The sequence below is a fragment of the Rhodoferax sp. GW822-FHT02D07 genome (genome assembly GCF_058802405.1).
The window spans coordinates 250685-263359 of record NZ_JBXAOD010000003.1 but is presented as its reverse complement, the minus strand read 5'-3'; the positions used below and the strand labels follow the sequence as shown (position 1 = coordinate 263359).

The 12675-nt window shown below is 61.1% G+C and carries 15 protein-coding genes; 7 read left to right on the top strand and 8 right to left on the bottom strand.

Going from position 1 to position 12675, the window contains the following annotated elements:
• Positions 1-45 precede the first annotated feature (45 nt).
• From AC1RNN_RS09375 to AC1RNN_RS09365, 3 genes are all read left to right on the top strand, one after another.
• The gene (locus AC1RNN_RS09375) at positions 46-471 is read left to right on the top strand and encodes a pilin (protein WP_493088437.1); all 426 of its coding nucleotides are present in this window, start codon (positions 46-48) and stop codon (positions 469-471) included.
• 59 nt (positions 472-530) lie between these two features.
• On the top strand, positions 531-2246 hold the full coding sequence (locus tag AC1RNN_RS09370; RefSeq protein WP_493088435.1) for a PglL family O-oligosaccharyltransferase: 1716 nt from the start codon (positions 531-533) through the stop codon (positions 2244-2246).
• A gap of 168 nt (positions 2247-2414) precedes the next feature.
• Positions 2415-3854, top strand: a complete 1440-nt coding sequence (locus tag AC1RNN_RS09365) for a M48 family metalloprotease (protein WP_493088433.1) — start codon at positions 2415-2417, stop codon at positions 3852-3854.
• On the opposite strand, the gene AC1RNN_RS09360 is transcribed toward AC1RNN_RS09365, so the two are convergent.
• A complete protein-coding gene (locus tag AC1RNN_RS09360) occupies positions 3825-4175 on the bottom strand; it encodes a phage holin family protein (RefSeq protein ID WP_493088431.1) in 351 nt (116 codons plus the stop codon). The two genes, AC1RNN_RS09365 and AC1RNN_RS09360, sit on opposite strands and share 30 nt — an antisense overlap.
• A gap of 265 nt (positions 4176-4440) precedes the next feature.
• Between AC1RNN_RS09360 and AC1RNN_RS09355 the strand changes: the two genes are divergently transcribed.
• Both AC1RNN_RS09355 and AC1RNN_RS09350 read left to right on the top strand, forming a co-directional pair.
• Positions 4441-5400 carry a TerC family protein gene (locus AC1RNN_RS09355; protein WP_493088429.1) on the top strand — a complete coding sequence of 320 codons (960 nt, stop codon included), beginning with the start codon at positions 4441-4443 and terminating at the stop codon, positions 5398-5400.
• A 71-nt stretch (positions 5401-5471) separates the two neighbouring features.
• On the top strand, positions 5472-5915 hold the full coding sequence (locus AC1RNN_RS09350; RefSeq protein WP_493088427.1) for a DUF3717 domain-containing protein: 444 nt from the start codon (positions 5472-5474) through the stop codon (positions 5913-5915).
• A gap of 67 nt (positions 5916-5982) precedes the next feature.
• On the opposite strand, the gene AC1RNN_RS09345 is transcribed toward AC1RNN_RS09350, so the two are convergent.
• Both AC1RNN_RS09345 and purB read right to left on the bottom strand, forming a co-directional pair.
• The gene (locus AC1RNN_RS09345) at positions 5983-6543 is read right to left on the bottom strand and encodes a YaeQ family protein (RefSeq protein ID WP_493088425.1); all 561 of its coding nucleotides are present in this window, start codon (positions 6541-6543) and stop codon (positions 5983-5985) included.
• The gene (purB, locus tag AC1RNN_RS09340) at positions 6543-7922 is read right to left on the bottom strand and encodes an adenylosuccinate lyase (protein WP_493088423.1); all 1380 of its coding nucleotides are present in this window, start codon (positions 7920-7922) and stop codon (positions 6543-6545) included. The genes AC1RNN_RS09345 and purB overlap by 1 nt, the downstream gene beginning before the upstream one ends.
• Positions 7923-8018: 96 nt before the next feature.
• Here purB and AC1RNN_RS09335 point away from each other — a divergent pair, with 96 nt between their 5' ends.
• Both AC1RNN_RS09335 and AC1RNN_RS09330 read left to right on the top strand, forming a co-directional pair.
• Positions 8019-8633, top strand: a complete 615-nt coding sequence (locus tag AC1RNN_RS09335) for a glutathione S-transferase C-terminal domain-containing protein (protein WP_493088421.1) — start codon at positions 8019-8021, stop codon at positions 8631-8633.
• Positions 8634-8740: 107 nt separating this feature from the next.
• Entirely contained in the window at positions 8741-8980 is a 240-nt protein-coding gene (locus tag AC1RNN_RS09330) for a hypothetical protein (protein ID WP_493088419.1), read from the top strand.
• A gap of 23 nt (positions 8981-9003) precedes the next feature.
• Here AC1RNN_RS09330 and AC1RNN_RS09325 read toward each other — a convergent pair whose 3' ends face one another.
• The 5 genes from AC1RNN_RS09325 to AC1RNN_RS09305 form a co-directional block, all read right to left on the bottom strand.
• A complete protein-coding gene (locus tag AC1RNN_RS09325; protein ID WP_493088417.1) occupies positions 9004-9450 on the bottom strand; it encodes a nuclear transport factor 2 family protein in 447 nt (148 codons plus the stop codon).
• Positions 9447-10226, bottom strand: coding sequence for an SDR family NAD(P)-dependent oxidoreductase (locus AC1RNN_RS09320; protein ID WP_493088415.1), 780 nt, complete (start codon positions 10224-10226; stop codon positions 9447-9449). Before AC1RNN_RS09320 ends, AC1RNN_RS09325 begins: the two co-directional genes overlap by 4 nt.
• A gap of 78 nt (positions 10227-10304) precedes the next feature.
• Positions 10305-10835, bottom strand: coding sequence for a DUF3833 domain-containing protein (locus AC1RNN_RS09315; protein WP_493088413.1), 531 nt, complete (start codon positions 10833-10835; stop codon positions 10305-10307).
• Positions 10832-12097: an MFS transporter gene (locus AC1RNN_RS09310; RefSeq protein WP_493088411.1), complete on the bottom strand. Its 1266-nt coding sequence runs from the start codon at positions 12095-12097 to the stop codon at positions 10832-10834. The genes AC1RNN_RS09315 and AC1RNN_RS09310 overlap by 4 nt, the downstream gene beginning before the upstream one ends.
• Entirely contained in the window at positions 12094-12663 is a 570-nt protein-coding gene (locus tag AC1RNN_RS09305; RefSeq protein ID WP_493088409.1) for a chalcone isomerase family protein, read from the bottom strand. Before AC1RNN_RS09305 ends, AC1RNN_RS09310 begins: the two co-directional genes overlap by 4 nt.
• Between the last annotated feature and the right edge of the window lie 12 nt (positions 12664-12675).

Genomic DNA, 12675 nt, shown 5'->3' with positions numbered 1-12675 from the left:
CACGAAGCCTGCTGTATTTGAACCCTCTTATTTTCTGGAGGTTTTATGAAGCGTTCTATTCAAAAGGGTTTTACCCTCATCGAACTGATGATCGTGGTTGCTATCATCGGTATCTTGGCTGCCGTGGCTCTGCCTGCATACCAAGACTACACTGTGCGTGCTCGCGTTTCTGAAGTTATGCTCGCTGCGTCGTCGGGCCGTACTGCCGTTGCTGAAGTGGCTCAAGTTAATGGCTCTATGCCTTTGACGGGTAGCTTCACAATTCAGTCTCAAAACTCTACTTATGTATCAAGCGTTGTTTATGCTCAAACAGACGCTTCCACCGCTACAGTGACTGCGACTGCCAAGGGTGATGCCAAGATTAGCAACTCTACGATTGTTTTGACTGGTGCCTTGTCTAGCAATGGACAGGTTACTTGGACTTGTGCTGGGACTATCGACGCAAAGTATCGTCCAGCAAGCTGCAAATAACTTACCGATTTTAAATGAAGGGCCCTGCGGGGCCCTTTTGTTATTCTGGTAAATCATATATGAAGTCAGACCCGATTGTTCTACCAACGCTATCGTTGGTTTGTTGGGCAGTTTTATTGTCATTGGGTTGGCTCATTCCAAATCATTATTTGCCGTGGACAACATTTCACACCGATGCTTGGGTAGCCGTGAGCCTGTGGATAGGGATGGCCGCGATCCTGTATCGTGCACGTAACTTGGTGCAATGGAACATGCTCGGCATAGTGTCATTCGCTACCGTATTGTTGCCATGGATACAGTGGGTTGCGGGTCAAATATTTTTTTTTGGGCAGGCGTGGATATCTTCGACTTATCTGTTGGGTTTTCTGCTTGCAATGCAACTGGGTCAGCGTTGGGAGGCGATGGTCTCGGGACAATTGCTTCATGTTTTGTTTGGAGCATTTGTAATTGCATCGCTTGCTTCCTTTGGTCTTCAGCTTTACACATGGTTTGACTTATATGGCAAGGAAGTTACCGATCTAGTTTCAATGGGATTGGTTGGCAATCGGTTGTATGCGAACCTTGGACAACCAAACCTACTGGCATCACTATTTTTATGGGGCCTTTTGGGTGCTCTGCTCTTTTATCAAGATCAATTAATACGCGGGTGGGTGGCCATCGCATTGGCGGTCTGTCTGGTCGTTGGATTGACTTTTACGCAATCTCGCACAGGCATGCTTTCACTAACTGTTTTAGTCGTTTTAATATGGTGGTGGCGATCTCGATGGAGATCATCCAATGTCGCGATAGTTGTCATATGCCTCTATGTCGCGTATTTAATGCTGCCAAGATGGTTGAATGAACTCCATCAATTACTCTTTATGGATGGTGGGGCGGCCTATGCGAGGCCAATTCAAGCAACAGATTTGCGTCTGAAGGCTTGGAAAATCTTTGCTGTAGCTATATTGGATCACCCTTGGTTTGGATATGGCTTGAGCGAGATTGCAACGGCGCAGGTAAATGTTTCAACGCAATTTTCCTCCTTGGGCGTAATATTTGGTCAGGCTCATAACCTGTTTCTCGATATATTGCTTTGGATGGGGCTGCCGCTTGGAATTGTCTTGATCGGGGTTGTGATCGGTTGGTTCAAAAATGCTTTGCGCAAAATAACTAACCCCCAAGGATTAATTTGCCTAATGGCCATTATGACAATTGGGATGCACGCCATGCTTGAATTCCCGTTGCATCACGCTTTCTTTTTGCTGCCAACTGGAATCTTAATTGGCGCGGTTAATAATTGCTTAGATAACAAAGGATTGGTGCAAACCAAACCGTGGACATTGGTGGTGCTATGGGTTATTGCGGGATTGGCTTTGATCGTGACGATCGTGGACTATTTACGAAGCGAAGAAAGTTATTACGCATTGAGATTTGAGAAGGCGCGCATTGGTGTTTCCGGCGCGAAACTTGGTGAGCCACCGGATCTGATGGTCTTGACGCAGTTGCGAGCCTGGATTTGGGCTGAGCGTGTGGTGTTGAGCCGCAACATGCCGAAGAAAGATTTGCAGACGTTGGATGCAGTTGCGCAACGCTTTCCTACGGGGTGGACGATCTTCCGAGTCGCAAAGGCATCCGCGATATCGGCTGAGCCGGAAAGGGCGCAGTATTGGATAGATCGCTTGTGCGTCTTTACCGTTGATGGTGAATGTGCTGTATGGCACAAGGTCTGGATGAGCGATCAGCTTACTTTTCCAGAGTTGGCACGGGTAACCTGGCGTCAAGAATCGGATAAGTAAAAAATCTCATCTTCATGCAGATGCGTTTACATTTCGAGTCGGACGGTCTATCTCCAAGAAAGGAGCAAACAAATTTCTCCAAAGTCCTGGTGTTATTGCATTTTTTGTTTGGCGATATCAGTACCAACAGCCTTCAATACTTCAATTGTTGCGGCTCAGAGTGCTCCATTGTTTCCTAGCACCCTCCCCAGCCTCGGCGACGGCGTTACCATCACCCCCGCCGCCGAACGCCGCCTCGGCGACCGCATTGCCCGCGAGCTCTACCGTGACCCTGACTATCTCGACGACGCCATCATTGGCGACTATGTGCAGGGCATCTGGCTGCCACTGATGGCAGCAGCGCGGGCACGCGGGGAGTTGCCGCCAGAGTTGGACACGCAGTACGCGTGGCGCTTGTTGCTGGGGCGGGATCGATCTGTCAATGCCTTTGCGCTGCCAGGGGCCTACTTTGGCGTGCATCTGGGCTTGGTGGGTATCGTTAGTACTCGTGACGAACTCGCGGCGGTGCTGGCGCATGAATTGAGTCACGTGACCCAGCGCCACATTGCCCGGCTGATTACGCGCCAGAGCGAGCAAGCGCCTTGGCTCGTGGGCGCAATGATTCTTGGCGCGCTGGCCGCCAGCAAGAACCCGGGCGGCGCCAACGCGGTGATGATCGGTTCGCAGGCCGTGGCGGCGCAAACGCAGCTCAATTTTTCGCGTGACATGGAGCGGGAAGCCGACCGCGTGGGGTTTGGCATCGCCGGTCAGGCGGGGTTTGCTCCGCAGGGCTTTGTCACCATGTTCGACAAGCTGCAGCAGTCCACCCGGCTCAGTGACTCCGGCGGGTTTCCCTACCTGCGCAGCCATCCCCTGAGTACCGAGCGCATGGCCGATATGCAGGCGCGCATTCCCGCAGGGCAGGCGGCAGCGGCTGTGCCCGCCTCTGCCGAACACAGCCTGATTGCGGCCCGCGCTCGTGTGCTGGCCAACTCTGGGGCCGATTCCCTGCGCCACTGGCAACAGGAGGCCGAGCCCAGCCGTCTGGCGCGGCAGCCAGCGGCCATGCAAGCCGGGGTGCTGTACGCCGCGACACTGGCGTCCACGCGATTGCGTGACTTCGAGCAGTTGGATGGCTTGGCCGCCCGTTTGCGGGATGCGGTGAAGGGTGATGCTGCAGCCCAGCGTCAGGTTCGTTTGCTGTTATCGGAGAGCGCACAGGTGCGCGGCAACGCGGCGCAGGCCTTGGCAGAGCTGGGCCCGCTTGGGGGTAGCCCCAGCCGGGCGGAACTCTTTCTGGCGGTGCAGGCGCAACTGGCTTTGGGGCGGGCTGATGCTGCTGCCTCCAGCCTGCAGGTCTGGGTGGCGGACAACGCCAGTGATGCGCAGGCCTGGCAGCTGCTGGCGCGGGCCGCGGCAGCGCAGGGGCGCACCGTTGCATCCATCCGTGCCGAGGCCGAGGCCAATGTGGCCCAGCTCGATTATCAGGCGGCGCTAAGCAGGCTCAAGGCGGCACAGGACATGGCCCGCACCAATCCGCAGGCGGGAGACCACTTCGAGGCGTCCATTGTGGACACCCGTGTTCGCCAAGTGGAGCAGTTACTTCGGGAACAGGCGCTCGAGCGCTGATTCAATCACCAGGCCCAGCACGGTGTAGATCAGCGAGCCGATCAACGCGGCCGCAAAGCCCTGCACATGGAAGCCGTCCAGCACGCTGGCGGCGGCCCAGAACATCAGGGCGTTGATGACGAAGAGAAACAAACCCAACGTGAGGACCGTGATGGGCAAGGTCAGCACCACGAGCAGCGGACGCACAATGGTGTTGAGCAGCCCGATCACAAACGCAGCGATCAGGGCGGCGATGAAGCTTTTCACTTCCACGCCGCTGTACAGGTGGGCCACAGCCAGCAAGGCTGCAGCACTCAAAAGCCATTTGACGAGTAGTTTCATGCGGCACAGCATAGCACCGGCCTGCTGCAAGCCCCTGAAAAACAAGGGTTGAACGCGGGTGCAGCTTGCCCGAACGCGGGCGGCCTGCGACACTGCGGCTTCCTCAAAAGGGGAGTAGCGACCTTGGGCCCCCACCGGCGTCAAGCGCACGTGTTTCGTCAGTACGTTGCCGCGTGAGCGGCAGCCGGAGCACGTAGAGAAGCCTACGGCTCTCTCCCGCAAGACCTTTTGAAACGTGTACACCCGTTTTGAAAAGGTCTTTTCCATGCAAACCATTGCACCGCTGTGGCTATGGGCCGCGTTTGTCGGCATCGTTCTCGTATCACTCTTTGTGGATTTTGTCGTGCTCAAGAAGCAGGGCGCCCATGAGATTGGTGTTAAGGAAGCGCTGAACTGGTCGCTGGTCTGGATCGCGCTGAGCTTTCTGTTCAACGCCCTGTTCTGGTGGGCCGTCAAGGACGGCACCGGCTCGGCAGAGCTGGCCAACACCAAATCGCTGGAGTTCCTCACCGGCTACCTCATCGAAAAATCGCTGGCGGTGGACAACATCTTTGTCTTCCTGCTGGTGTTTACCTACTTTGCGGTCCCCACGGCGTACCAGAAGCGGGTGCTGATGATCGGCATCATTGGCGCCATTGTGTTGCGCACGGTGATGATCCTGGTGGGCGGCTGGTTGCTGGCCGAATTCCACTGGATTCTCTATGTGTTCGGCGCCTTCCTGGTGCTGACGGGCGTGAAGATGTGGTGGGCCGCGGGTCAGGAGCCCAGCCTGGACGACAACCCCGCGCTGAAGCTGCTGCGCCGCGTGTTGCCTGTGAGCCGGCAGTATGACGGCGAGAGGTTCTGGACCGTGGAAGACGGCAAGCGCATTGCCACGCCGCTGTTCATGGTGATCTGCCTAGTGGCGCTGACCGACGTGATCTTTGCGGTGGACTCCATCCCTGCGATCTTCGCCATCACCACCGACCCCTTCATCGTGTTGACCAGCAATGTGTTCGCCATTCTGGGTCTGCGCGCCATGTACTTCCTGCTCGCGGCCGTGGCCAACAAGTTCCACCTGCTCAACTACGGCCTGGCGGTGATTCTGGTGTTCATCGGCACCAAGATGTGCCTGATCGACATCTACAAGATCCCGGTGGGCGTGTCGCTGGGCGTGGTGGTGGGGATTCTGGCCGCCACCATGCTGCTGAGTCTGCGCACGGCCAGCCCTGATACCCAGCGCTGAACAGGGTGGGGCGCCGCGGTATATGATGCGCCTCCCCCAATTCCACCTGCGCGCCCGCGTGCGTTTTCTTCTTGGCCGGCATCCACATCACCGACATCGAGTCCGCCATCAACTACTGGCGTGCCCGCGAGCCCTCGCCCGACGGCGTGGCGCTACCTGCGCCCACCCGGGCGCTGGCGGAGGTGTATGCCTTGCTGGTGTACTACCACGAGACCGAGGCGGACGAGGCCTCCATGCCACCCAAGGCGCGGGCCGCCTGGCTGGCCTGGTACGAAACAACGCCGGATACACCCTGCATCGCCATCTGCTCCACGAGCCAGGGGGATGCGCTGTGCAAGGGCTGCGGGCGTACGTTTGAAGAAGTACAGCTGTGGCCCGAAATGGGCCCGGCAGCCAAGCGTGCGACATGGCGCCGCATCACGCTGGAAGCCAGCGCCTGGCGCTTTAACCGCTACTCTGAGCGGGCGGCCGAAGGGCGCGCCGCGCCGGATACTGATTTGCTACCAAAAAAGTAGCTGCTCGCGCACTATTGAAGTGGGCTAGCCCACGTTTTCATGCAAATCCAGTGCAGTGTCTGTGCGCTTATTTCCAGCGCACCGGCTCCACATCCACCGTCCCGTTGCCATCGCTGAGCATCAGTGCTCCTTCCTGAAGGGTGGCCTGTAGCTGCATGCTGCGTTGGGCCAGTGCAGCCAGCGCTTGCGAGGTGGCTGAGGGAATGCGCCAGACCTGCAGCTTGTCCAGTCGTGTGAGCTTGGTTTCGATGCCTTTCCACCAGACATCTGCCGAATGCGCAAACGGATACAGCAGCACGGAGTCTGCCTTGTTGCAGGCCTTGCTGATGGGCTTGTCCTCGGGTTGACCCACTTCAATCCACAGGCGCTTCTGGCCGGTGAAGTCGGTGAGCGACACGTCTGGGTCCTCGGGGTCAGACAGGCCGGCACCGAAGGCCAGCGTGCCGTCGCCGTTGCACACGGTCTGCAGCTGGTGCGCGTTGAAGGCCAGCGCCACCAGCCGCACCATCATGCGCTCGTCGGTCTCGCTGGGGTGGCGGGCCAGTGTCAGCGCGTGGTCGGCGTAGTAGGCGTGGTCAATGTCGGCAATCGACAGGTTGGCCTTGTAGATGGTGGATTTAAGTGCCATCAGACGCGTTTCGCGAGCTCGGCGGCTTTGCCGGTGTAGCTGCCGGGCGTCATGGTCAGCAAACGGTCTTTCTCTTCCTGCGGAATTTCCAGCCCGGCGATGAAGCCCTGCATCAGCTCGCGTGTCATGGCGGCACCGCGGGTGAACTTCTTGAGCTGCTCGTAGGGCTGGGGCAGGCCAAAGCGGCGCATTACAGTCTGGATGGGCTCGGCCAGGACTTCCCAGGACGCGTCCAGGTCCTCGGCGATGGCGGCTTCGTTGATTTCCAGCTTGTTCAGGCCGGTCATCAGCGAGCTATAGGCCAGCACGGCGTAGCCCAGGGCCACACCCATGTTGCGCAGCACGGTGCTATCGGTCAGGTCACGCTGCCAGCGGCTGATGGGCAGCTTTTCGCTCAGGTGGCGCAGCACGGCGTTGGCCAGGCCCAGGTTGCCTTCGGCGTTCTCGAAGTCGATGGGGTTGACCTTGTGCGGCATGGTGGACGAGCCCACTTCGCCATCCTTGAGCTTCTGCTTGAAGTAGCCCAGGGACACATAGCCCCAGATGTCGCGGCTCAGGTCGATCAGGATGGTGTTGGTGCGCGCCACGGCGTCAAACAACTCGGCCATGTAGTCGTGCGGCTCGATCTGGATGCTGTAGGGCTGGAAAGTCAAGCCCAGGCCCAGCGGCTCGGGGGTCTCGATGACCTTGCGGCTGAAGGCTTCCCAGTCGAAGTCGGGCCACGCGGAGAGGTGGGCGTTGTAGTTGCCCACGGCGCCGTTCATCTTGGCCAGGATCTTGACGCTGGCAATGCGGTCGCAGGCAGCCTGCAGACGCACCACCACGTTGGCGATTTCCTTTCCCACGGTGGTGGGGCTGGCGGTCTGGCCGTGGGTGCGGCTCAACATGGGCACTTCGGCGTAGGCGTGGGCCATGTCGCGCAGCTTGAGCACGATCTTGTCCAGCGCTGGCAGTACCACCACGTCGCGGGCCGAGCGCAGCTGCAGGCCGTGGCTGGTGTTGTTGATGTCTTCGCTGGTGCAGGCAAAGTGCACAAACTCGCCGGCCTTTTCCAGTTCGGGGCGCGCCTCGAACTTGGACTTGATCCAGTACTCCACCGCCTTTACATCATGGTTGGTGGTCTTTTCAATAGTCTTAATGGCCTCGCCATCGGCTTCCGAAAAGTTTTTCACCAGGCCCAGCAGGTAGGTGCGGGCACCGGGGGTGAGCGGCTTGAACTCGGCAAAGCCGGCATCACTCAGGGCGATGAACCAGGCCACCTCCACCTGCACGCGGCGGTGCATGTAGCCCAACTCGCTGGTCAGTGGGCGCAGGGTGGCGAGCTTGCCGGCATAACGGCCGTCAAGGGGGGAAAGGGCGGAGATGGCGGAGAAAGTCATCCCCGAATTGTAGGTTGTGCGCCACGTCTGACCCCAAGGCCCATTCGGGCAAACCCTGCTGGATAAAATCAAGGCTCCCGCAACTGCAAAGTCCCCATGAAATTACTCGGATCCACTTCCAGCCCCTATGTTCGCAAAGTCCGCGTCGTGATGGCCGAGAAGAAGCTCGATTACGCCTTCGTCACCGAGGACGTCTGGGGCCCTGACACTACGATTGCCGAGTCGAACCCGCTGGGCAAGGTGCCCTGCCTGATCATGGAAGGCGCAGAAGCCTTGTTTGATTCGCGCGTCATCGTGGAGTACCTGGACACGCTCTCGCCTGTGGGCAAGCTGATTCCGTCGGTGGGCCGCGAGCGCGCCGAAATCAAAACCTGGGAAGCCCTGGCCGATGGCCTGATGGACGCTGCCATCCTCGCGCGCCTGGAAGCGACTTGGACGGGCCGTACCAAGGCGCAGCGCAGCCAGGCTTGGATAGACCGCCAGATGCGCAAGGTGACCGATGTGCTCAAGGCCATGGACCGTGGCCTGGGTGAAAAAGCGTTCTGCGGTGGCATCCACCTGAGTTTGGCCGACATTGCGGTGGGCTGCGCGCTGGGCTACCTGGACTTCCGCTTTCCCCAGATCGACTGGCGCACCGACCACCCCAACCTGGCCAAGCTGTTCGAGAAACTGGCGCAGCGTCCCAGCTTCGCCGACACCATTCCAGTCTAGGCTGGCTGCGGCTTTCCGGCCAAAAAGGGCTGGAAACGCCTGTTTTTACACGGAATTACACAAAAACACTGGCCAAAACCCTTGCCTGTGCTTAAAGTCGCGCCACCATGGCGACTTTCAAAACCGTTTACAAGTGCCGCGAATGCGGTGCCACCAGCTACCAGCCGGTGATTGATCGCGCGGCCAATGGTGCGCTCAAGCCCACGGGGGAGTACAAGTGCACCGGTTGTCGCAATGTGTTTGCTTCCCTGCGCGCTTGGTGGGAACCGCGTCGCCCGGTGGACTTTCACCAGGACTTCCAGGGGAGCAAGTTCGGTAGCCAGCAGGTCAACGCTACCGGGCGCTGATTTCCCTTCTCTCCTCTTCTTGCCTAGCTGTTTGCGCGCTTTTTCAGCCAGCGCATCAGCCCGCCCACCAGGGGCAATTTCTCGTACAGCTCTTCCGCCGCGTCCCAGTAGTCGCGGTGCAGCGTGACCCGGCCCGCCGCGTCCAGCACCAGATGCGAGCCTCCCACAATCACCTGTTCTTCCCCCCGCTGGAAACGCCGGAAGCGAAAGCGGAATTCCCAGGCCAGAAAACACTGCTGGCCCTGCACGATACGTTCGCGCACCACAAAACGCGGCGCCTCCAGCGTCTCAAACATATGGGCAAAGATGCGGGTGATGGCCTCGTGTCCGCGCACCGCGTTGAAGGGGTCCTTGAACTGGGCGTCCGGGGTGTAAACCTGCGGGATGTCGGCCAGCGATGCAGGCGTGAGCGTTTCAAAGAAGCCAATTACGCGGGTCACGGCGGCTTCGGTGGCGGGTGAGGTGTTCATAGGGTGGCGCGGCGTACCAGATGGAAGTAGGCCCGGTAGGGCAGCAGGCGCAGGAGGTTCAGGCCCAGCGTAAACCGTTTGGGGAAATGGATCTCAAACCGGCCCCGCGCCCAGCCCGCCAGAATGGCCTGCGCGGCCTGCACCGGTGTGAGCAGTGCGGGCATGTCGAAATCGTTCTGCGCCGTCAGCGGGGTTTGCACAAAGCCGGGGTTGATGAGCGACACGCCAATGCCCTTGCCGTGCAGGTCCAGGTAGAGCGTCTCGGCCAGGTGGATGAGCGCGGCCTTGGTCGGGCCATAGGCCAGACTCTGCGGCAGACCGCGGTAGCCCGCCACGCTGCCCACCAGCGCAATGTGGCCTGCGCCGCGCGCCAGCAGGGCGGGCAACACGGCGTCCAGCAAGTACAGGGCACCGGTGTAGTTCACCGCTGTGTGGCGCTGCATGTCGGCCAGGTCCAGCGCCGTGGCGCGCATGGCGGCGTAGTGGCCCGCGCAGTACATCACGCAGTCCAGCGGACCGCGCGCCAGCAGCTGCCCGGCCGCGGCGCGCACAGCCTCCGCATCTGTCACGTCCATGGGCAGGGCCGTGCTGCCGGGGTGGGCGGCGACAAAGTTTTCCAGCGCCGCCGCCTTGCGCGCCGACACCACCACCTGCGCGCCCTGCGCGTGCAGGGCCTGCGCAGTGGCCAGCCCGATGCCGCTGGAGGCGCCGACGATCCAGACCGTCTTGCCATGCCAGTCGCGCAGGGGTGGGTTCAGGGGTGAAATTAGGGGCATGGTGGTCTGCTGCTTGCTCTGGTTTTGATAGCTGCTTGCGCAATATCTATGAGGGTTAAGTGCCAATAAAGCTTCAATCTACGGGCGCTTGGTGAAGGACAGCGTCACCTCGCCCAGCCGCACGCCGAACTTGGACATCGTTGCCTTGTTGAGCATCACGGTGTCGGTCATGAGGTACATCCAGTCGTCAAACGTGACGTCGTAGACTGCGTCGTCGACCGGTAGCCGCAAGGTGTATGTCCAGTAGAAGGCGTTGCCGCGTGCCTGGCCTTGGGCGGTGCCAACCACATCGCCGGCGGTGCCGGTGTAGCGGCCATCGGGCAGCTTTTTGAGGCGCCAGATGCGCTTTTGCGTTGTGCCATCGGAGTAGCTGAAGTCTTCATCCAGTACGCCGTCGTCACCCTGCCAGCTGCATCGCATCACGACGGTGAAGCGCTTGACCACGGTGCCCGAGCGGTCGGTGAACACGCCATACGCATCGAGTACGCCGTTGAAGTACTGCTGCAGGTCCAGGACCGGCTTTTCGCTGGTGTACTGGTCAATGCCTTGGCTGGCGCAACCAGCCAGAGCCAGGGTGCCTGCGGCACCCAGAAGCAGGCGTCGTTTCATGGGGTTCTCCGAAGGATGAGGGTGTAGAGCAGGCCCGCCGCCAGCACCTTGAGGGTGCAGGGCAGCAGACAGTAGGCGGTGGTGAGGGCCTGCAGCGCAGCGGGGTCGCGGGTGCCGGGCGTATAGCCCCACTGGCCCAGCAGCGGCAGGGCCACGCCGGCAGCCAGCGCCAGGTTGAGCTTGGTGGCGAAGTTCCACCAGCCAAAGTAGGCGCCCTCAGTGCGGCCCTGGTCGCCCGATGCGGCGATGGTGCCGACCAGCAGGGCGCCGGGCAAGGCCAGGTCGGTGCCCAGGGCCACGCCTGCCAGCGCGCAGACCACGCCAAAGGCCAGGTGGTCACCGGGGCCCAGTTGTGTGGCCCAGACGAACACGGCGATGGACAACAGCATGCCCACCAGCCAGGTGCGCGCCAACCCCAGGCGAGTCACAAGGCGCAGCCACAGGGGCAGGGCCAGGGCGGCACAGACAAAGTAGCTGCCCAGGAACAGCGGCTCCAGGCGGGCGGGGGCCTGCAGGCGATCCTGCACGAAGAAGAGCATTAGCGTGGCGGGCACGGCGCTGGCAATGCCGTTGACCACAAACACTGCCAGCAACGCACGAAAGGCCGGACGCGTGAAGGGCAGCCAGACCGAGAGCGGGCGACCGGCCGAGAAGCCCGCAGCGCCCAGGCTGGGGCGCCAGGCCGCGGTCCAGGCCCACCAGCCTGCGCCAAGCGCTATTAAAAAGAGAGCTGCTGTCGCAGGTAAACCAAGGGCTAGGGGCGTAATCGATGCCAAAACCACGCCCAGCAGCCCCAGGCCTTCGCGCCAAGCCACCACGCGACTGCGCTGCTGTGCGTCACCGCCCAGCCGCGCGCCCCAGGCTTGGTGCAACAGGCTCAGGGCGCTGTAGGCCGTGTAAGTCAGGACCAGGCAGCTAGCTGCCCAGGCCAACAGTGCGCCCTGCTCCCGCAGCGGTGGGAAGAAGAGCAGCGCAAAGCCCAGGCCCAATAGCCCGCAGGCCACAGCGCCCGCCAGCAGCACGGCGCGCAGGGAGCGGGCAAACAGTGCATCGCCCCAGCGACCTAGCAGCGGGTCGATGAAGGCATCCAGCAAACGCGCACCCAGCAGCACGGCGCCCAAGGTGGCCAGCGGCATGCCGAATTCGCGCGCGTAGTGGTTGGGCAGCGTGACGTAAAGCGGTAGCGCCACAAAGGCCAGCGGCAAGCCCATGAGGCCGTAGCGCCAGCCGGCCTGCCAGCCAAAGCGGGGGGGGTGGCTCATGGCGTCAGGCCCGCCAGCAGTTCGCCGCGCAGCCGGGGTTCGCTGGTCCAGGGCGCGAGCCAGATGCCGAAGAAGCGTTCGCTGAACGCGGGGTCAGCCACGGTGCCGCGCAACTGGCCGTTGAAGTAGAAGCGTGCCCCGCCTTCGGGTTGGTGCAGGCCGGTGATGCGGTCACCCTCTCTCACGTCGGGAAAAGCGGCCTGCATCTCGGCCAGCCAGCGCTGTGCCGTGTCGTTCCCGATGGCGCCGCCGCGCCGCATTTCCTGCAGCGAGCGGCTGGCAATGGCTGTGCCGTCCAGCGCGCGCAGATAGCGCAGCTCAAGCGCGAGGGGCTGCGCCGCATAGCGCGCGGGCTCAAAGCCCGGCGCCACCCACAGGCGCGCGTCGTAGATGGACAGACCGAAGAAGCGCATGCGCGTGCTGCCAGCGGGCTTGGCCTGTGGCAGCTGGGCTTGCACTTCGGGGGGCGTGGCGGCTTGCGCCATTCCCACGCTCATTACGCGCACGGCCCCCAAGCCCGCGCTCCAGCGCAGCAGGGTCCGGCGGGTGGGTGGGGCGTTGCGCATGGTCGGGGTTGG

Coding starts and splice junctions, on each gene's coding strand:
- AC1RNN_RS09375 (WP_493088437.1), top strand. CDS start 46: ATGAAGCGTTCTATTCAAAAGGGTTTTACCCTCATCGAACTGATGATC.
- AC1RNN_RS09370 (WP_493088435.1), top strand. CDS start 531: ATGAAGTCAGACCCGATTGTTCTACCAACGCTATCGTTGGTTTGTTGG.
- AC1RNN_RS09360 (WP_493088431.1), bottom strand. CDS start 4,175: ATGAAACTACTCGTCAAATGGCTTTTGAGTGCTGCAGCCTTGCTGGCT.
- AC1RNN_RS09355 (WP_493088429.1), top strand. CDS start 4,441: ATGCAAACCATTGCACCGCTGTGGCTATGGGCCGCGTTTGTCGGCATC.
- AC1RNN_RS09345 (WP_493088425.1), bottom strand. CDS start 6,543: ATGGCACTTAAATCCACCATCTACAAGGCCAACCTGTCGATTGCCGAC.
- purB (WP_493088423.1), bottom strand. CDS start 7,922: ATGACTTTCTCCGCCATCTCCGCCCTTTCCCCCCTTGACGGCCGTTAT.
- AC1RNN_RS09335 (WP_493088421.1), top strand. CDS start 8,019: ATGAAATTACTCGGATCCACTTCCAGCCCCTATGTTCGCAAAGTCCGC.
- AC1RNN_RS09330 (WP_493088419.1), top strand. CDS start 8,741: ATGGCGACTTTCAAAACCGTTTACAAGTGCCGCGAATGCGGTGCCACC.
- AC1RNN_RS09325 (WP_493088417.1), bottom strand. CDS start 9,450: ATGAACACCTCACCCGCCACCGAAGCCGCCGTGACCCGCGTAATTGGC.
- AC1RNN_RS09320 (WP_493088415.1), bottom strand. CDS start 10,226: ATGCCCCTAATTTCACCCCTGAACCCACCCCTGCGCGACTGGCATGGC.
- AC1RNN_RS09315 (WP_493088413.1), bottom strand. CDS start 10,835: ATGAAACGACGCCTGCTTCTGGGTGCCGCAGGCACCCTGGCTCTGGCT.
- AC1RNN_RS09310 (WP_493088411.1), bottom strand. CDS start 12,097: ATGAGCCACCCCCCCCGCTTTGGCTGGCAGGCCGGCTGGCGCTACGGC.
- AC1RNN_RS09305 (WP_493088409.1), bottom strand. CDS start 12,663: ATGCGCAACGCCCCACCCACCCGCCGGACCCTGCTGCGCTGGAGCGCG.